The 19,619-nt window shown below is 50.8% G+C and carries 15 protein-coding genes; 13 read left to right on the forward strand and 2 right to left on the reverse strand.

Going from position 1 to position 19,619, the window contains the following annotated elements; translation table 11 throughout:
• Positions 1-32: 32 nt before the first annotated feature.
• From ACMP1L_RS04615 to ACMP1L_RS04655, 9 genes are all read left to right on the forward strand, one after another.
• Positions 33-1,151: an ABC transporter substrate-binding protein gene (locus tag ACMP1L_RS04615; protein ID WP_118731993.1), complete on the forward strand. Its 1,119-nt coding sequence runs from the start codon at positions 33-35 to the stop codon at positions 1,149-1,151.
• Between the two features lie 139 nt (positions 1,152-1,290).
• Positions 1,291-2,370, forward strand: coding sequence for an ABC transporter ATP-binding protein (locus ACMP1L_RS04620; RefSeq protein WP_118731992.1), 1,080 nt, complete (start codon positions 1,291-1,293; stop codon positions 2,368-2,370).
• Positions 2,364-4,016 (forward strand): ABC transporter permease, encoded by a 1,653-nt coding sequence (locus ACMP1L_RS04625; protein ID WP_118731991.1) that lies wholly within the window; start codon positions 2,364-2,366, stop codon positions 4,014-4,016. Before ACMP1L_RS04620 ends, ACMP1L_RS04625 begins: the two co-directional genes overlap by 7 nt.
• Before the next feature lie 69 nt (positions 4,017-4,085).
• A complete protein-coding gene (locus ACMP1L_RS04630) occupies positions 4,086-5,525 on the forward strand; it encodes a phosphoglucomutase/phosphomannomutase family protein (RefSeq protein ID WP_118731990.1) in 1,440 nt (479 codons plus the stop codon).
• 163 nt (positions 5,526-5,688) lie between these two features.
• Entirely contained in the window at positions 5,689-6,741 is a 1,053-nt protein-coding gene (locus ACMP1L_RS04635; RefSeq protein WP_418452147.1) for an extracellular solute-binding protein, read from the forward strand.
• Positions 6,738-8,408, forward strand: coding sequence for a sensor histidine kinase (locus ACMP1L_RS04640; protein ID WP_177304676.1), 1,671 nt, complete (start codon positions 6,738-6,740; stop codon positions 8,406-8,408). The genes ACMP1L_RS04635 and ACMP1L_RS04640 overlap by 4 nt, the downstream gene beginning before the upstream one ends.
• Entirely contained in the window at positions 8,401-9,162 is a 762-nt protein-coding gene (locus ACMP1L_RS04645) for a response regulator transcription factor (protein ID WP_118731987.1), read from the forward strand. Before ACMP1L_RS04640 ends, ACMP1L_RS04645 begins: the two co-directional genes overlap by 8 nt.
• Before the next feature lie 259 nt (positions 9,163-9,421).
• Positions 9,422-10,828 carry a HAMP domain-containing sensor histidine kinase gene (locus ACMP1L_RS04650; RefSeq protein WP_118731986.1) on the forward strand — a complete coding sequence of 469 codons (1,407 nt, stop codon included), beginning with the start codon at positions 9,422-9,424 and terminating at the stop codon, positions 10,826-10,828.
• A 21-nt stretch (positions 10,829-10,849) separates the two neighbouring features.
• The gene (locus ACMP1L_RS04655) at positions 10,850-11,620 is read left to right on the forward strand and encodes a hypothetical protein (protein ID WP_177304678.1); all 771 of its coding nucleotides are present in this window, start codon (positions 10,850-10,852) and stop codon (positions 11,618-11,620) included.
• 40 nt (positions 11,621-11,660) lie between these two features.
• Here the strand turns inward: ACMP1L_RS04655 and ACMP1L_RS04660 are convergent, their stop codons facing one another.
• Entirely contained in the window at positions 11,661-12,371 is a 711-nt protein-coding gene (locus ACMP1L_RS04660; RefSeq protein ID WP_118731985.1) for a response regulator transcription factor, read from the reverse strand.
• A gap of 18 nt (positions 12,372-12,389) precedes the next feature.
• On the reverse strand, positions 12,390-14,783 hold the full coding sequence (locus tag ACMP1L_RS04665; protein WP_118731984.1) for an endonuclease MutS2: 2,394 nt from the start codon (positions 14,781-14,783) through the stop codon (positions 12,390-12,392).
• Between the two features lie 218 nt (positions 14,784-15,001).
• Here ACMP1L_RS04665 and ACMP1L_RS04670 point away from each other — a divergent pair, with 218 nt between their 5' ends.
• The 4 genes from ACMP1L_RS04670 to ACMP1L_RS04685 form a co-directional block, all read left to right on the forward strand.
• Positions 15,002-16,318 (forward strand): S1C family serine protease, encoded by a 1,317-nt coding sequence (locus tag ACMP1L_RS04670; protein ID WP_418452150.1) that lies wholly within the window; start codon positions 15,002-15,004, stop codon positions 16,316-16,318.
• A 32-nt stretch (positions 16,319-16,350) separates the two neighbouring features.
• On the forward strand, positions 16,351-17,295 hold the full coding sequence (locus ACMP1L_RS04675; RefSeq protein WP_418452152.1) for a 3'-5' exoribonuclease YhaM family protein: 945 nt from the start codon (positions 16,351-16,353) through the stop codon (positions 17,293-17,295).
• Positions 17,296-17,758: 463 nt separating this feature from the next.
• Complete coding sequence (gene rlmD, locus ACMP1L_RS04680; protein ID WP_118731981.1) at positions 17,759-19,132, forward strand: 23S rRNA (uracil(1939)-C(5))-methyltransferase RlmD; 1,374 nt, start codon at positions 17,759-17,761, stop codon at positions 19,130-19,132.
• Between the two features lie 310 nt (positions 19,133-19,442).
• A partial coding sequence (locus ACMP1L_RS04685) for a Type 1 glutamine amidotransferase-like domain-containing protein (RefSeq protein ID WP_418452153.1) occupies positions 19,443-19,619 on the forward strand: 177 nt, incomplete at its 3' end.

Consider the following 19,619-nt stretch of genomic DNA (forward strand, 5'->3'; position numbering starts at 1 on the left):
ATTAGCAAGAACGTGAAAAGGAGAGAGGTATTATGAAAAAACGTTGGTTTGCAGCATCGTTAGCGGCACTTATGGCTCTGAGTATGACCGCATGCGGCGGCGGAAAGGCAGCAGAGACAACAGCAGCACCGGCAGAGACCAAGGCCGAAGAGACAAAAGCAGAGGAATCTAAGGCAGAGGAAGCTTCCAAAGAGGAAACGGCCGAGAAGGCTCCGGAAGATTATACCGGCAGTGTAGTCGTATATTCCCCGCATGACGCAGATCCGCTGAATGCAGGTGTAAACCTGTTCATGGAGAAATATCCGAACGTAAAGGTTGAGGTGGTAGCAGCCGGAACCGGTGAGCTTTGCAACCGAATCGCGGCAGAGTCCGCAAACCCGATCGCAGACGTACTGTGGGGCGGCGGTGCAGACTCACTGGCAGCATTTAAGGAGTACTTCCAGCCGTATGTATGCGCAAACGATGAATTTATCGGCGATGCATACAAAGACCCGGATGGCCTGTGGATCGGCGAGAGCCCGCTTCCGATGGTTATCTTCTATAACAAAGACTTAATTGAAAAAGATGGTTTAACCATTCCGGAGTCCTGGGAAGACTTAACCAAGCCGGAGTGGAAGGGTAAAATTGCTTACTGTCTGCCGTCTAAATCCGGTTCCGCATACACCCAGCTGTGCACCATGATCCTTGGACATGGCGGCAAGGAAGCCGGATGGGATTTCATCAAGAAGCTGTATGACAATCTGGATGGCAAGATCGTTGACTCTTCCGGTAAGTGTCACAAGATGGTAGCTGACGGTGAGTTCTATGTAGGAATTACCATTGAGAAATCCGCAATCAAATACGCAGACGATCCATCCGTTGGATTTGTATATCCGAAAGACGGCACCAGCGCAGTTCCGGATGGTGTTGCACTGGTTAAGGGATGCCCGAACGAAGAGAACGCAAAGCTGTTCATTGATTTTGTTACTTCAAAAGAATGCCAGACTGAGCAGAGCCAGAACTGGGGACGTCGTCCGGTTCGCAGCGATATGGAAGTTGGCGATGGCATGGCGAAGCTGGATGACCTGGTATTAGTTGATTATGACTTTGACTGGGCAGCAAATGAGAAGGAAGCCAATATCGAGCATTTCAATGATATCATGGTAGATTAATTTTAAGAACACCGGCAAAGAAAATGCAAACACTGAATCGTGAGATACAGCAAGTAAACAGCTGAGCGAAAACGGAAAGACTGCCTTGCCCCAAGCGGGCGGGCAGCCTTTTCGGTTATGAAGGAATGGAGGAATGAATATGAGTCATGCAGTTATCATAAAAAAAGCCGTAAAAAAATACGGGAATTTCACTGCGTTAAATGGAGTGGATCTGGAAATCCGGCCGGGTGAGTTCTTTACCCTGCTTGGACCTTCCGGCTGTGGAAAGACCACCCTGCTTCGTATGATCGCGGGATTTAACAGCGTGGACGGTGGTGAGATCTGTTTCGATGACAAGGTCATCAACAATCTGGAAGCGCACAAGCGTGATATTGGCATGGTATTCCAGAATTATGCGATCTTTCCGCATCTGACGGTAGCAGAGAACGTGGCATACGGACTGAAAGCAAAGAAATGTCCGAAGGATCAGATACCGGGCAAGGTGGAAGAGGCACTGGAACTGGTCCAGATCGGCCAGTTAAAGGACCGAAAGCCGAACGAACTTTCCGGAGGCCAGCAGCAGCGTGTGGCACTGGCCAGAGCCTTTGTGATTGAGCCGGGCGTTCTTTTAATGGATGAGCCGCTTTCCAACCTGGACGCGAAGCTCCGCGTGCAGATGCGGACCGCCATCAAGAAGCTGCAGAGAAGACTCGGCATTACTACCATTTACGTTACCCATGACCAGGAGGAAGCACTGGCTATTTCGGATCGGATTGCCGTCATGAAAGAAGGCAATATCATGCAGGTGGGAACGCCGGAAGCCATTTACAAGAAACCGGAAAATACCTTTGTAGCCGGATTTATCGGCGTGTCTAACTTTGTGGAGTGTGAGGTGGATGGCAAAAATCCGGAGGCGGCGGTTTTAAATGTCAAGGATGAGTGCAGCATCACCTGTAAGTTAAAAAAGCCATTTACCGGCAAGGGCATCATTTCCGCCAGACCGGAGCAGCTGTTCTTTGACAAGGAAAACGGACTTCCGGGCAGGATCGTGATGTCCACCTTCCTGGGCGATTTCATTGAGTATGAGATTGAGCTGAACAACGGACAGACCCTGCAGCTCAACGAGTACACCAAGGATGTGCAGATGGTGCGCCCGGATGGCGAGCAGGTGAAGGTCAACTTTGACATCAACGCAGTGGGCGTATACGATGCGGCAACCCAGGAGGTGATTTCATGGTAACATCCCGGAAAAAACTGGATTTCTGGTTTTGGGTCAAGGTGGTAGTGATCGGATTTATGCTGATCTTTTTGATCTATCCGTTTTGCACCCTGATCACCCGAAGCTTCTTTTCCAACAAGACGGCCGGATTCACCTTTGAAAACTACATCCGGTTTTTTACGAAGAAGTATTACTATTCGGCTCTGGGACGAAGCCTGTTTGTATCGATTGTGACCACCTGCACCACGCTTCTGGTAGGAGTTCCGATCGCGTATATCATGTCCCGCTATAATGTATTTGGCAAGAGCTTCATTCATATTTTTATTATCATGAGTCTGATGAGCCCGCCGTTCATCGGTGCCTACAGCTGGATCATGCTGTTTGGCCGTGCAGGTTTTGTGACAAGGCTGTTTGCCAATATCGGGATCCATCTGCCGAGTATTTACGGCAAGCTGGGAATCATCCTGGTATTTACGTTTAAGCTTTTCCCATACGTGTATCTGTATACATCAGGTGCCATGGGAAGCATTGACTCCAGCATTGAGGAAGCGGCAGAGAACCTGGGCAGCAACAAGCTGCGCCGTCTCTTAACCATTACCCTTCCGGTTGTGGCTCCGTCCATCGCGGCAGGCGCGATCATGGTATTCATGACCAGCCTGGCAGACTTCGGCACCCCGATGCTGATCGGCGAGGGCTATATGGTTCTTCCGGTTCTTGTATACAATGAGTACATGAGTGAGATCGGAGGAAATGCCCATCTGGCAAGTGCCCTTTCTGTTGTGGTAGTACTCTGCTCCACCACTGTTCTTCTGGTTCAGAAATATTTCGTGAGCCGCAAAAACTATGTGATGACTGCCATGCGCCCGCCGAAGGAAGAAGTTCTTCACGGTGGAAAGCGTTTCCTGGTTACCCTGCCGGTACTGCTCGTTACTCTGATCGGTATTATGCCGCAGATCGTGGTGATCGTCAGCAGCTTTATCAAATGTGATTTTACCGGATTCCAGAAGGGCTTCAGTCTGGACAGCTATGCAACGATCTTCAACCGTCTGTGGACCAATATCCGCAACACCTTCGTATTCTCCTCGATCGCGATCGTGTTCATTATCATCCTGGGCATGCTGATCTCTTACATCGTCGTGCGCCAGAAAGGGCTGGCTGGCCAGCTCATGGATCTTCTGATCATGTTCCCGTTTGTCATTCCGGGCGCTGTCCTCGGTATCAGCCTGATCGTTGCCTTCAACAAACAGCCGGTGATCCTGACCGGTACCGCTATGATCATGATCATTGCGTTTATTGTCCGCAAGCTGCCTTATACCGTCCGTTCCGGCAGTGCATTCCTGCAGCAGATGGATGTGAGCGTGGAAGAGGCTTCTATCAGCCTGGGTGTATCCCCGATGAAGACCTTTGTAAATGTGACTGCCAGACTGATGGCACCGGGAGTTCTCTCCGGCGCGATCTTAAGCTGGATCACCTGTATCAATGAGCTGTCCTCCAGCGTTATGCTGTATGGCGGCAAGACCAGCACGATTTCTGTTGCGATCTACACGGAGGTGGTACGAAACAGCTTCGGTACCGCGGCAGCGCTGGCCTCCATCCTGACGGTCAGCACTGTGATTTCCCTGCTGATTTTCCTGAAAGTCAGCAAGGGCAGGGTATCGGTTGTCTGATCCGGAAACAGCTGCAGCGTTCGGCGGTCTGAGAGGCCGCCGGAGCTCTTATAAAAGAGAGGTGTGGTTATGATAAAATTTGGCACTGGTGGCTGGAGAGCCATCATTGGCGAAGAGTTTACGAAAGAAAACATTCAGAAGCTTGCACTGGCCATGTCTTTGAAAATCAAGGCAGAGCATGTGGAGGACAAGCCGGTGGTGATCGGTTATGACCGGCGTTTCCTTTCCAAAGAGGCTGTTATCTGGTCCTGTGAAATATTGGGGCAGCAGGGAATCAGGGTGCTGTTTGTGGACCGCAGTTCCCCGACCCCGCTCATCATGTTCTATGTGATGAAGCATGATCTCAGCTATGGCATGATGGTAACAGCCAGTCACAATCCGGCTATCTACAACGGTATCAAGGTATTCACAAGAGGCGGCCGCGACGCAGACGAACATCAGACAGCAGATATTGAGAAATATCTGGAGCAGGCAGAGAAACTCTACGTGCCGGATCCGGAGGAGAACGGACAGATGCCGCCGCATGCATACCAGGAGCTGGTGAAGAGCGGCCGGGTGGTGGAGATGAACCCGATGAATGAGTATCTGGACAACATCATTTCCCTTATCAATCTGGATGCCATCCGGGAGCGCGACCTGCGTATTGCCATTGATCCGATGTACGGTGTGAGCCTGACGGCGCTCTGTACGATCCTTTCCATTGCCCGCTGCACTGTTGAGACTATCAATTCCCAGCATGATACGCTGTTTGGCGGCAAGATGCCGGCTCCGACAGAAAGCACGCTGCGCAGCCTCCAGAATTATGTGCTGGACCGATACTGTGACATCGGTATTGCCACCGATGGTGATGCGGACCGTCTGGGTGTGATTGATGATAAGGGACATTACCTTCACGCAAATACCATTCTGGTCATGCTGTATTATTATCTGCTGAAATACCGCGGCTGGCGCGGCCCGGCGGTGCGCAACCTGTCTACTACCCATGTGCTGGACAAGGTGGCAGAGAGCTTCGGCCAGAAATGCTATGAGGTGCCGGTGGGCTTTAAGTATATTTCCGCAAAGATGCAGGAGACCGATGCTATCATTGGCGGCGAATCCTCCGGCGGTCTGACAGTAAAGGGCCATATCCATGGCAAGGATGGTATTTACGCGGCTTCCCTTCTGGTGGAGATGATGGCAGTCAGCGGCAAGAAGCTTTCTGAGATTGCTGAGGACATCCGCAAGGAGTACGGCGAGATCCACATGGAAGAGCGCGCGTACCGTTTCACGGCAGAGGAAAAGGAACGCATTCACAAGACCCTGATGATGGACCAGGCATTGCCGGAGATCCCATTTGAGATTGATCATGTTTCCTACATGGACGGCTGCAAGGTTTACTTAAAAAATGGAGGCTGGGTCAGCGCCCGGTTCTCCGGAACGGAACCGCTGCTTCGCATCTTCTGCGAGATGCAGACGGAGCATGAGGCTGTGCTGCTCTGTGAAGTATTTGAGAAGTTTTTGGGACTGTAAATGTCCTGCAAAATCTCCGTTTTTCCGGGATTTCTGCTATAATATAGTGATAAAGCCGTATCAGTGAAGATACGGGAAATCCATGAAGTCACGAAAATGGCAGAAGTCCGGAGAACGGGGATTTTTTGTTTTGAAATGGCTGAATTTTGAGGGGAATGACTGGATGAAAAGCAGAAACTTTAGAAAAACGGCGTTGTTCGTTTTGGCAGTCTTTATTTCCGGCTGCGGGCGCAGGACGGAGCCGCCGCTTACGCGGCAGGCAGATCTGGTGGTCTGTACGGATCTGGAGCTTCCGGTTTATGAGCCGGTGGTAAAGGAATTTGAAGAGCGTACCGGTCTGATAGTTGAAGTGCAGGCGGGAACATCGGAAGAGATCCGGACCTGGCTTGCGCAGGAACAGACAGAGCGAAACGGAGATGGAAAGCGCGGACCGGATCAGCCGGCAGAATGGGATCTGGCCTTTGGCGTGAACACAGAACTTCTGGATGAATATAAAGAGCTGTGGTTTCCCTGTGAGAGCAGTGAGGCCAAAATGCTGGACAGCCGGTATGTGTCACCGGACCATTTCTGGATCGGTTTTTCAGTATTGCCGCTGGTAATCATGTACAACACCAATGTGGTGACCTACAGGGAGCTTCCGGTGGGCTGGGAGAGTTTGCTGGAGCCCCGGTGGCAGGGGCGTGTGGCCTTTGCGGATCCGGAGCAGTCTGATGTTTCTGCCCTGGCACTTGCGGCAGCCATGCTTGGCAGTCAGAGCGGTGAGGATTATATTGGAAAACTGGCGGAAAATCTGAATTATGAGGTCTTAAAAAGCGTGGAGCAGGTCAATGAGGGGATCCTGGACGGGCGTTATTCGGTTGGTGTGACCACGGAGGCGGCGGCTCAGACGCTTCGCAGCGGCGGAGCCGATGTGGATTATATTTATCCTGAGGAGGGAACTGCGATGGTGCTGGACGGTACGGCAGTCCGCGCCGGAAGCAGCCATAAAGAAGAAGCCCTGGCCTTTCTGGATTTTACGGTCAGCCGTGACGCGCAGAAGATCATGGCAGTGAGCCGGAACCGCCGTTCCGTGCGGACGGACACAGCTGCGGAAAAAGGCATGGATCCGATGGAAAAGCTGCCGCTTCCGGAGGCAGGAAGGGCTGAGCTTTCGGAAGCAAAACAGCAGGCAGACATGTTGTGGCAGCAGGCAGACGGAAGGGAGGGCGGAGCATGAAGCATAAAACCCTTTCGTTCCGGGACCAGGTTTTTCTGGCCTGCTTTCTGGTAACACTGGTTCCGCTTCTGTTAACCAGCGTGGTCATGGTGCGGCTGTTTACAGCTTCCCTGAACCGCCAGAGTGAGCAGGAGGCGAACCGGCAGATTACGGAGATCCGCAGCCGTTTTGCAGCGCTTCTGGATGACTGTGAGGAAGCGTGCCGGGAACTTACAAGGAACGGTACCGTGTCCCGCTATATGATCGATACCACTACGATAGAAATGCAGCGGGGCATGTACGTTTCTTTATATCAGGCTTCGCAGGAAATCTACGGACATGCCCAGATCAGTGTGTACGATGTGGGTGGAAAGCTGCGGTTTACCACGGATACACTGTCGCGGGCAGATTCTCTGCCTGTGTATTGGGGTATTTTAAAGAAAGCATCCGGACAGGCGGGCATGACCTGGTACCGCACAGATCCATACCTGACACTGAATGATGACCGTGTGCTGATGCAGGGGGCTTACGCGATAGAAAATCCCGGCGGAGCCAGGACCGGATATCTGGTGCTGGATTTTACCCGGGAAAATTTTGATAATGTTTTCAGCGGATTCTATTCCCAGACAGATACCATCTGGCTTCTGGATTCCCATAAGCGGCTTCTGTACTGTTCCAGATCAGACTATGATGAGACCAACATGAATGAGGAGGAAGACACACAGTATTTGTGGATGCAGGAACCGGAGCGTGGGTTTTATGTGATCCTGTGCCGTCAGGCGCCCATCAGTTCCCCGGCCATGCAGACGATGGGAACGGTGGTCCTGGCCATGTCCCTGCTGAGCCTGGTCCTGTCCATGATGATCTCCGGCGCGCTGACCCGGAATATTGTAAAGCCGGTCAGCCAGCTGGATAAGGCCATGGAAAAGGTTAAGGCAGGAGATTTAAACATCCGTGTTCACAGTACCCGTACCGATGAACTGGGAAGGCTGACAGATAGCTTTAACGGTATGGTACGTGATCTGAAAACATACCTGGAGGAGAAGGTGCAGCAGCAGAAGGATTTAAATGAGACGACCCTGCGCCTGTATCAGACACAGTTAAATCCGCATTTTTTGTATAACACACTGGATACCATTAAGTGGAATGCCAAGATCAATCAGATCCCGGAGATTGCGGTGCTGGCGGAAAACCTGGCAGTAATCTTAAGAAAAAGCATTTCCAGCAAGCCATTCATCACCCTGAGGGAGGAGCTGGATACCATAGACAGCTATATCCGCATCCAGAAGATCCGGTTCAGCGGAAGGTTCCTCTATGAAACAGAAATTCCAGATCTTCTGGAAGAAAGCATGATCCCCAAAATGATTCTGCAGCCGCTGGTCGAAAATGCCATCATTCATGGCCTGGATGGATGTGATAATGGCTATATCTGTATTTACGCGGCCCAGAAGGACGGTGCTTTAAGCATTTCCGTGACGGATGATGGCTGCGGAATGAGCCGGGATATGGTGGACTGGATCAACAGCCCGGCACCGGCAAAGAGGGATGGACATCTGGGCCTTTTCAATGTGATCCAGATTTTAAAGATTTACTATGGAGAGGAGTACGGTATGCACGCGGAAGTGGCGGAAGACGGCACTACTGTGACGCTGAGGCTGCCATTTTGGAAGGAAGTGGAACATGAATAGAGTAGTAGTGGTGGAAGATGAGACGATGGCCCGCAAGGGCATTATCCTGACCATTGACTGGTCTGCCCTGGGCTGTGTCGTTGTGGGGGAAGCGGCCAATGGGGAGGAGGGCGCAGCTCTGGTGGAACGCCTGTCGCCGGATATTGTGGTGACAGATGTGAAGATGCCCCGCATGGATGGCGTGGAGATGATCGCGAAGCTGCGGGAAAATGGCTGCCAGGCAAAATTTATCATCCTGACGGCCTACAGCGACTTCAAGTATGCCCAGAGCGCACTTCGCCTTGGTGTCAGTGACTATCTGCTGAAGCCGCTCAAAGACGGTGAACTGGAGCTTGTGGTGCGCCGTATTCAGGGGCAGGAAGAGGCGCTGGAGTCAAAAGCGGCGAAGGAGCAGGATATGCCGGTGTTCCGGTTAAATCCGGTGAAAAATACGAAGAATAAATACGTAGAGCAGGCTGTACAGCTGATCCGGGAACACTTCCGGGAGGATATCAATATCAGTACCGTGGCAGGAGAACTGGAAATCAGCGAAGGGTATTTAAGCCGTGTGTTCAAAAAGGAAACGGACTATACCTTCACCAGCTATTTAACGCGGTATCGCATGAAAAAAGCCATGTCCCTGCTGAAGGATTGCCGTGTGAAGGTTTACGAAGTGGCAGAGCAGGTAGGATATTCCGACACAGCCTATTTCAGCGCCCAGTTTAAGAAGCTGATCGGAATCTCTCCGTCTGAATACCAGGACCGCAGCAGATAAAAAATTAAAAAAATTTGAAAAAAGGGCTTGCAAAAACAGTTAGCATATGCTAATATAATGACAGTTAGCCGCAACTAACTACATGTGAATATTCTATACATTTCGTCTGGTTTCATCTGACCCGTGAAATCAGAAACTCAACTCCTAAACGGAAAGCACGCTGCCAGGCGTGCTTTTTGTTTGTTTATTTCAGCCTTATTTTGTGTTAGAATGAATATAATCAGGACATCCATTACAGAATAAGGGGTTTTATGTATCTATGAAGCATTCACTCTACTATAAATTCATCTTAGGCTATCTGGTATTCGGTCTGCTTGGCTTTGCGTCGATTGCGACCTTATCCGCGCAGCTGATGAACAAAAATCAGGTAAAAAACCAGGCGGAAGCCATGTATGACGAGGCGAATCTGATCGCGTCAGCCTACAGCAGTGTGTATCAGGGGAAGAAGCAGGATCTGGATTCCGTCTACCCGCAGCTTCAGGCCGTGGCCAAGTTTGTGCGGGCGGAGATCTGGGTGGTGAACCGCCAGGGCATCATTGTGGTGGACAGCGAACAGAATAAGCGGGCCGGGACAGCCATCGAAGGGTTTGATCCGACGGCGACAGGCAATAAGTCTTATTGTACCGGAACTTACTACGGGCTCTTTCCGTATGATGTTTTAAGTGTTTCCGCACCCATTACGGGAAATTACAATACCTACGGCTATGTGCTGGTGCATCTTCCTATGAGCGTGATCTGGGAGATGAGCAATTCAAATCTGAATGTGGTTTACATAACGGCAGCGATCCTGTTTATCCTGTCCCTGATCATTTTGCTGGTGTTCACGAAGACTGTGTATTTTCCGCTGCAGAAGATCACGGAGGGTGCCAATGAATATGCGGCCGGCAATCTGGAGTACCGGATTGATCTGAATACCAGGGATGAGATGGGCTATCTGGCCGGTACGCTAAACTATATGTCCGGTGAGCTGAACAAGCTGGAGGAATATCAGAGAAACTTTATCGCCAATGTCTCTCATGATTTCCGTTCTCCGCTGACATCTATCAAAGGCTATCTTGAAGCGATTATAGACGGAACGATTCCGCCGGAAATGTATGAAAAATATCTGACCCGTGTGATTTCGGAGACGGAGCGCCTGACCAAGCTGACACAGGGCATGCTGACGTTAAATTCCTTAGACAGTAAGGGATATCTTTCGAGGTCAAGCTTTGATATCAACCGCGTGATCAAAGACACAGCGGCTTCCTTTGAGGGAACCTGTGAAAAGAAGAATATTAATTTCGAACTGACCTTTTCGGACAGCATGCAGATGGTGTATGCGGATCTGGGAAAGATCCAGCAGGTGCTTTATAACCTGATTGACAATGCCATCAAGTTCAGTCATCAGGATTCCACGATTTATATCCAGACCCGCATTAAAAATGAAAAGATTTTTGTTTCCGTGAAGGATACGGGCATTGGCATTCCGAAAGACAGTGTACAAAAGGTTTTTGACCGGTTTTATAAGTCTGATCTGTCCCGCGGAAAAGATAAAAAAGGCACCGGACTGGGGCTGGCCATTGTAAAAGAAATCATTCAGGCACATGGGGAAAATATTGATGTAGTCAGCACAGAAGGCGTGGGATCGGAGTTTATCTTTTCCCTGCCCCTGGCAACGAATCTGTAAGAGTAAAGAAGGAGAACGCGTATGAAAAAAACAGGGAAATGTATTGCAGGCATGTTGCTTGTCATGGGGATGAGCCTGGCCGGAGCGGTCAGCGGGTTTGCGGCGCCGGATCCCGGCACGGATCTGAATGTAGAGAATGTAAGATGGGACGGAGATTCCGGCAGTGGTACCTGGACGGACAACACGTCAGCCCGGTATTATCAGGTGAAGCTGTACCGGAACGATTCTTCTGTGATGAGTACCGCATCGGTCTACGATAATTCCTATGATTTTGCCGGTCACATGACCCGCAGGGGCAACTACTGCTTTATGGTACGTGCTGTGGGAAGCGGATCGGCAAAGGGAGAGTGGGTAAGTTCCGATACCATGTTTCTGACTGCGGAGGAAGCAGATGATCTCAGCTATGATTACCGCCACAGCTATTCCGGAGGTCCCGGAGATGGAAAATATGTTTCCGGAGGCCCCGGGGATACCGGAAGAAATCCAGCCAGCACCGGAGGTCCCGGTGTGGCAGCAGGCAGCGGACAGGATTTTTCCACCGCACAGGGCAACCACTGGTGCATTGACCAGGGCGGCAAATGGTTCCAGTTTAAAGATGGAAGCTACCCGGTGGGCCGCTGGGTGCAGATAGACGGAATCTGGTATTGCTTTGGAATGAATGGTTATCTGCGCTGCGGATGGATCGAGGATAACGGAAAATGGTATTACACGGACAGCACCGGAGCCATGCTTGTAAATAGCCGGACTCCGGATGGCTGCTACGTCGGCGGGGACGGAGCCTGGATCCAGTAAAAAAGTGGACAGACACCTTGAAAGGTGCCTGTCCACTTTTTTACTTCCGCACTTCAAATTTATATCCAATGCCCCACACGGTGGTCAGCGCCCAGTTGGCGTGATCCTTGATCTTTTCCCGGAGACGTTTGATATGTACGTCTACGGTGCGGGTGTCTCCGATGTATTCGTAGCCCCAGATATGGTCTAAGAGCTGCTCTCTGGTGAAGACCTGGTTCGGTGAGGAAGCCAGGAAATACAGAAGCTCCAGTTCCTTCGGCGGCATCTCCACGGAATGGCCGCAGTAGGTGACCGCGTAGTTGGTCAGGTTGACGGTCAGGTCCGGGTACTCCACATACTCGCCCTGCTGGGCCGGTTCCGGCGCGGCCGGAGCCGGAGCAGCCTGATAGCGGCGCAGCACGGCCTTGACCCGGGCTACCAGCTCCTTGGAGTCGAAGGGCTTGATCATGTAGTCATCAGCGCCCAGCTCCAGTCCCAGGACCTTATCAAATATTTCGCCCTTGGCGGAAAGCATGATGATCGGAACCTGGGAGGTGGCCCGCAGCTCACGGCACACCTGGTAGCCGTCGATACCCGGAAGCATCAGATCCAGCAGGATCAGGTTCGGCTTAAATTCCGGGAAGATCTTCAGGGCTTCCTCGCCGTCGTTGACAATATAGGTTTCGTAGCATTCTTTCATCAGATAGAGAGAAATCAGCTCTGCGATGTTCTCATCGTCATCTACAATCAAAATCCGCTGCTTTTCAGCCATGTTTTTTATCCTCCCAATTTACTTGAATACTACGATGGTTACGCCTGCGTCGCCTTCTCCGAAGCCGCCCAGGTGGAATTCCTTAATATATTTGAGCCGTTTTAAGTGCTTGTGGATGCCGGCACGCAGCGCTCCAGTACCCTTACCGTGCACAATGCGTACCTGCGGCAGATGGGCAATGTAGGCATCGTCCAGATATTTGTCAAGCTGTGCCACGGCCTCGTCCACGGTCATACCCAGGACATTGATCTCCGGGGAGATGCCAAAGGACTTGGACATCTTGATGTTGCTGCTTCCGCTGCCCTTGCGGCGGGCTTCCAGTCCCGGACCGCTGACAGAATTCTCCTGAAGCAGCTCCAGGTCGCTTATGTTCACCTTGGAGCGCAGGATGCCCATCTGGACAAATACGTTGCCCTGGGCGTCAGGAAGGCTGCTGACAGTACCATTTAAGTTCATGGAAAGCACACGCACGCCGTCGCCCAGCTTCAGAGTCTTCGGGTTGATGGCCTTGTGCGGCTTTCTGGTCTCCTGCTTTAAGGAGAGGCCGCCCTCGACCTTCTTTAAGCTGTCGCGCAGCTTTGTGCGCTCTGCCTCGAGGGCCTTGGTGTCGATGCCGGAGGAAGCAGCCAGCTTGTTGATGTTCTTGATGGTGCGGTCTGCCGTTTCCTTTGCTTCCCGCAGGATCTGCTGAGCCTCTTCGTTGGCCTTGCGGATCATCTTGTCCCTGCGCTCATCGAAACGCTCTTCTTTCTTTTCCAGACCGGATTTCAGGCGGGCAATTTCTGCCTTGTAGTTCTCAATCTCCGCGCGCTCCTTCTCGATGGTGACACGGTTTTCCTCCAGACGGCTGATGACATCTTCAAAGGTTTCATCCTCGGATTCCAGATGATTTTTCGCGTCCTCGATGATGTAATCCGGCAGTCCCAGCTTTTTGGAGATGGCAAACGCATTACTCTTGCCCGGGATGCCGATTAAGAGACGGTAGGTTGGGCGCAAGGTGGCAACATCAAACTCGCAGCAGGCATTTTCCACGCCCGGAGTGCTGAGGGCGTAGATCTTTAATTCGCTGTAATGTGTGGTAGCCATAGTGCGGCACTTCATGTTGTGCAGGAAGTTTAAGATGGCAATGGCCAGAGCCGCACCCTCAGTCGGATCAGTTCCGGAACAGAGCTCATCGAACAGGCAGAGAGAGCGGCTGTCGGCCTGATTTAAAATATTTACGATGTTGGTCATATGGGCGGAGAAGGTACTGAGACTCTGCTCAATGCTTTGCTCATCGCCGATATCGGCAAAGACTTCCTCAAATACAGCCAGCTCTGAGCCTTCAAATGCCGGAATATGCAGACCGGCCTGTCCCATCAGGGTAAAGAGGCCTACGGTTTTTAAGGAAACCGTTTTACCGCCGGTGTTTGGTCCGGTGACCATAAGAAGATCGAAATCGGTGCCAAGCCATACGGTGATCGGGACCACCTTCTGCGGGTCCAGAAGCGGATGGCGTCCGTCCTTGATGTGAATGCGTCCCTCAGTGTTGAACTTCGGTTCACTGCACTTGAAATGGCGGGACAGGGCGGCTTTTGCGAAGATAAAGTCCAGCCTGGTCAGGATCTGCAGGTCGATGGCCAGCTCTGTGGTGTAAGGCGTAAGCTGATTGCTCAGATCAGCCAGAACAGCTTCGATCTCCTTCTGCTCCTGAATTTCCAGGGTGCGCAGTTCGTTGTTTAACTGAATGACTGCCATTGGCTCGATGAACAGGGTGGAACCGGTGGAGGACTGATCGTGTACCATGCCGTTCACCTGGGATTTATACTCTGCCTTGACCGGCAGGCAGTAGCGTCCGTCACGCATGGTGATGACAGCGTCCTGCAGATAGGAGCGGCAGCTGTTTAAGATGCTGTTTAACTGGGTGTGGATGCGGTCATTGATGCCGTGCATGGAGCGGCGGACCTTGTGCAGGCCGGGGCTTGCATTGTCACTGATCTCTTCTTCGGAAATGATGCAGCGCTTGATTTCGTTGTTGGCAGGCGTTAAGGGCTCCAGGCTGCGGAACATCTGATCCAGGGAGTCATCCGGAAATTCTTCGGATTCCTCATGATGGCCGTAGGCTTTGGCGCGGGCCGCCACGGTGAGCAGAGAGCTGATGGATAACAGCTCCGGGATGCCTAAGGCACTGCCGATTTCCAGACGTTTTAAGGAATCCCGGACATCGCGGATGCCGCTTAAGGAAAGGCTGCCCTTCATGCGGACACGGGTGAGGGCGTCGCTGGTCTCTGTCTGGGCCTGCACGATCTCATGGAAGTCACTCATAGGGAGCAGGTTCTGACACAGGAGCTTTCCCGGAGCGGAAGCCGCGTAACCGGTCAGTTGATGGATGATTTTGTTATATTCTAATGTTTTCAAAACTTTCTGGTTCATAAAAATCCTCGATTTGTTTTTATTTGTATCTGGATTATAGCATGAAATGGCGTTACTGTACACGGGCGGATTCTTTTTTAGTTGCGCAAATTGGCTCAAAACCTTATAATAGAATGTAATGCATAAAATGTTATGCATCTGGGGAGGACGGGAAATGATCCAGCAGATTTATACAGCGGCCGGACCATTGCAAGGATTATGAAGTAAGGAGGACGTGAATGTCTGAGATACGGGATCCGGAAAAGAAACCTGAAAAAAAGAATGACCGTGATTTTATCAGTGAAAAAATTGTAAGACCGGCGCCAAGCAGGAAGCAGGTTGGCACCAGGATGGCTACAGCGGCCTGCGCCGGTGTGATATTCGGTGTGGTATCTGCAGTTTGCTTTGTGCTGACCAGACCGATTCTGGAACAGCTGTCGGCAGGAAACCGGCCAACCACATCCGCTATTTCCATTCCAAAGGATGAGCTGGAATCTCCGGTGGAAGCAATAGAAAACGAGCGTGTGGCTGAAACGGAGACGGAGCCGGTAGAAGAGATGGTCCAGACTGCTCTGGAGAAATATCGTTATACGGTAGATGATTTAAATTCCATGTTAAACAGTCTGCGGGGCAAAGCCCAGACTGCGGACAAGAGCGTAGTGGTGGTGCATTCCGTGCAGCAGAACACGGACTGGTTTGATAATCCGGTGGAAACGACCGGTCTGTATGCCGGAATGATCATCGCAAAAACCAGTCAGGAGCTTTTGGTGCTGACACCTGAGGCAGCGGTAGAACAGGCTGATTCCATCAAGGTTACGCTCGGGAACGGAAACGATGTGAGTGGCCATATGAAGCAGAAGGATGCCATTTCCGGGCAGGCCATTGTCAGCATCAGCGTGCAGGACATCAGTGCGACACAGCTGCGGGATCTGGAACCGATACCGTTAGGCAATTCCTATCAGGTGCAGCAGGGAGATCTGATTGCGGCGGTAGGCAGTCCGGCCGGAGTGGTCCATTCCATGGATTACGGTTTTGTGTCTTATGTGGTGCGCAGCAACCCCATGGTGGATCAGCATTGCCGCATGTTATATTCCAATATTCTGGCAGATGCCGGAAAGGGAACCTTTCTGGTAAATACAAATGGTGAACTGGTAGGCTGGGCGCAGGAACCGGACAGCCCTGAGGCATCGGACCGCGTGACAGAGGTGTTTGGAATCTCCGATTATAAGGGAGTTCTGGAAAAACTCAGCAATGGCCAGGCTGTGCCCTGTATCGGGATCGTGGGTCAGGAAGTAACGGGCGCGCAGGTGGAAAACGGACTTCCGGCCGGTATTTATGTGATGAACGCAGTGACAGATAAACCGGCCTACAATGCGGGAATCCAGAATGGAGATATTCTTACGGAGCTTGCCGGTGAGCCGGTAACATCCATGAAAGAATATCAGGCAGCGCTGGATAAAATGACCTGCGGCCAGGTGGTACATGTGACCGTGGCGCGGAATGGCCGCGACACCTACACCGAGCTGGAATTTGATGTGACGGTAGGAAGCCGGTAGAATCAAGAAAGATAGAAAGTAAAGGGAAAGATATGAGGTATATTGACAGTTTTAGAGAAGGTATGCACATTTCTGATGTGTATCTGTGCAAAAACAGGCAGATTGCGCTGACGAAGAATGGAAAGGAATACGGCAACCTGGTACTCCAGGATAAGACCGGTACTATTGACGCAAAAATCTGGGATCTGGGATCTCCGGGAGTCGGAAATTTCGAAACGCTGGATTATGTATACATTGATGCGGATGTGACCGTGTTCATGGGCGCCAACCAGCTGAATGTAAAGCGGATTCGCAAGGCAGATGAGGGCGAGTATATCCCGGCCGATTACCTTCCGGTTTCCTTAAAAGATGTAAAGCAGATGTATTCCGAACTGCTGGCACTTATTGCGTCTGTGAAGAATCCGTATCTGAGAAAGCTTTTGGACAGCTACTTCGGAGATCCGGATTTTGCCAGGGCATTTCAGTTCCACAGCGCGGCAAAGAGCGTACATCACGGCTTTGTGGGCGGCCTGCTGGAGCATACCTTAAGCGTTGCCAAAATGTGCGACTACTTTGCAGGTGCATATCCGATGTTAAACCGTGATCTGCTGTTAACCGCAGCTATGTTTCACGATATCGGCAAGACGAAGGAATTATCCGTATTCCCGGAAAATGACTACACCGATGACGGCCAGCTGCTGGGGCACATCATCATCGGCACCGAGATGGTCAGTGAGCGCATGCGCACCATCGAAGGCTTTCCGCCAAAGCTTGCAACAGAGTTAAAGCACTGCATTCTGGCACATCATGGTGAGCTGGAATACGGTTCCCCCAAAAAGCCGGCGCTGTTAGAGGCTATGGCTTTGAACTTCGCGGATAATGCTGACGCCAAGATGGAGACGATGATCGAGGTGCTGCGGGGTGCCGGAGATAATCAGGGCTGGCTTGGATATAACCGGCTACTGGAGACGAATATCAGAAAGACAACAGAGTATTAAATAACAGAACATAAAAATCAGAAAACGCGCCGCTTCGGGCGCGTTTTCTGATTAAAAAGGGGAAAGAGGTAATGTAAAGTATCGATATATGGGAACCGTTTGTTCCATCATAGCAGATGGATAACGGATTGTTGTTGGACGACCCCGGCAGCGTTTGCGCGCTTGTTGCTGCCAGGCTCTCTTATATTGGTGTATAATGAACATGTTCTTTTACTTTCTGTTCATTCTGATGTTAAGGCTTTCAGTGTTTTCTCTTCCTCACATCATGGTTATATGATACTGGAAAAATGTGTCTAAAGTTTGAGGAGATTGTGAAGAAAGTAGAAAGTTTCAGAACAAAATATTACGGAAAAGGGACTTTTTTGGGAGGTTTTTAGAGGGAAGCTGCGGGAACGCTTGCGCAGAGGCGGGAAAACCCGTAAAATGAGAGGAAAGAAGTTTGGTGGAATGAAAGGATAAACACATGGATTGGAAAAAGAATGATGTATTTCAGGTTCGGATAGAGGATATGAGTGATACCGGGGAAGGAATCGGAAAGACCGACGGCTTCATCTGGTTTGTAAAGGATGCCGTGATCGGCGATGTGGTGGAAGCCAAAGTTATGAAAACGAAAAAATCCTACGGCTTTGCGCGCCTGATACAGGTATTGGAACCATCAGCATGCCGCGTGACTCCTCGCTGCCCGTCAGCCCGCCAGTGCGGCGGATGTCAGCTTCAGGCCATGAGCTATGAAGAACAGTTAAGATTTAAGGAAAACAAAGTACGCAATAATTTAAGCCACATTGGCGGACTGACCGAAATTCCGATGGAGCCGATCATCGGCATGGACGAGCCGTGGCGTTACCGCAATAAAGCCCAGTTCCCGTTTGGAAAAGATAAAGACGGACGTATCATCACAGGCTTTTATGCAGGCAGGACCCACGCTATCATTGAGCAGGAGGACTGTCTGCTTGGTGTGGAAGAGAATCAGCCGATTCTGGACTGTATCCGCGGCTTCATGGAAGAGTATCATATCGCACCATATGAGGAAGAACTGCACAAGGGTCTCGTTCGTCATGTGCTGATTCGCAAGGGCTTTGCCACAGAAGAACTGATGGTCTGCCTGGTATTGAATGGCGATGTGAAGAAACTAAAGGCACCGGAGGTGCTGGTGGAGCGCCTGGTGAAGCTGTTCCCTTCCCACATGGCAAGCATTTCCTGCAGTATCAATCGGGAAAAGACCAACGTCATTATGGGAAAAGAGATCGTAAATCTATATGGACCGGGCTATATCACCGATTATATCGGAAATGTCTGCTATCGCATCTCTCCACTGTCCTTTTATCAGGTCAATCCGGTGCAGACCCAGAAACTTTACGGAACCGCTCTGGAGTATGCAGGCCTGACTGGCGAGGAAACCGTGTGGGATCTTTACTGCGGTATCGGAACCATCTCCCTGTTTCTGGCGCAGAAAGCAAAGAAAGTATATGGCGTAGAGATTATTCCGCAGGCGATTGATGATGCCCGTGCCAACGCAAAGCTGAACCATTTTGAAAATGTCGAGTTCTTCGTCGGAAAAGCGGAGGAGGTACTGCCGGAACAGTATGAAAAGAACCAGGTCTACGCCGACACCATTGTGGTAGATCCGCCAAGAAAAGGCTGCGACAGCGTCTGCCTGGACACCATCGTAAAGATGGCACCGGAGAAGGTGGTATATGTCAGCTGTGACTCCGCGACTCTGGCCAGGGATGTGAAGTATCTGGGAGAGAGAGGATATGAGGTGAAACGGGTAAAAACTGTGGATATGTTCCCGTGGAGCGGACACGTGGAGACGGTAGTATTGATGTCAAGGAAATGAAATCAAGTGCCAGAAAGCGGCGTATTTCCGAGCTTTTTCGGAGGTTTGGATCTGAAGCCAGACTTCTGAAAAAGCTCGATTTTCTTATATGGAAACATATCTGCTGCAAAATGTGTGTCAGGTTGTAACCTCGGATTAGATGTCGCGATTTGAGACAGTGGATTAGATGTCAGGCATTTCGGGCTGATTTTTGGAAAACGGAAAGGGCTGACAACCAATCCGGCAACTCGACCATTTGGGGTGGTTGCAGGCAGTGGTATAGATGTGAAGGGAAAATTCAGTAAATCGAAATTTATAAAGGAGAATATTGATGAAGCTATTTTTATGTTCGCACTTTTCAAGTGTGGGAAGTCTGATAAAGGAAGAAATTGAAAATAAGAAAGTCGCATTTATTCCAACAGCTTCACTGCGTGAAGGCTACACCGGTTATGTCGGCTCGGCTCGAAAGCTATTTAATAAACTGGGAGCAGCCGTAACTGAAATTGAT

Origin of the sequence: Ventrimonas sp., assembly GCF_048380235.1 — a bacterium.
In the GTDB taxonomy this organism is placed as follows: domain Bacteria; phylum Bacillota; class Clostridia; order Lachnospirales; family Lachnospiraceae; genus Brotaphodocola.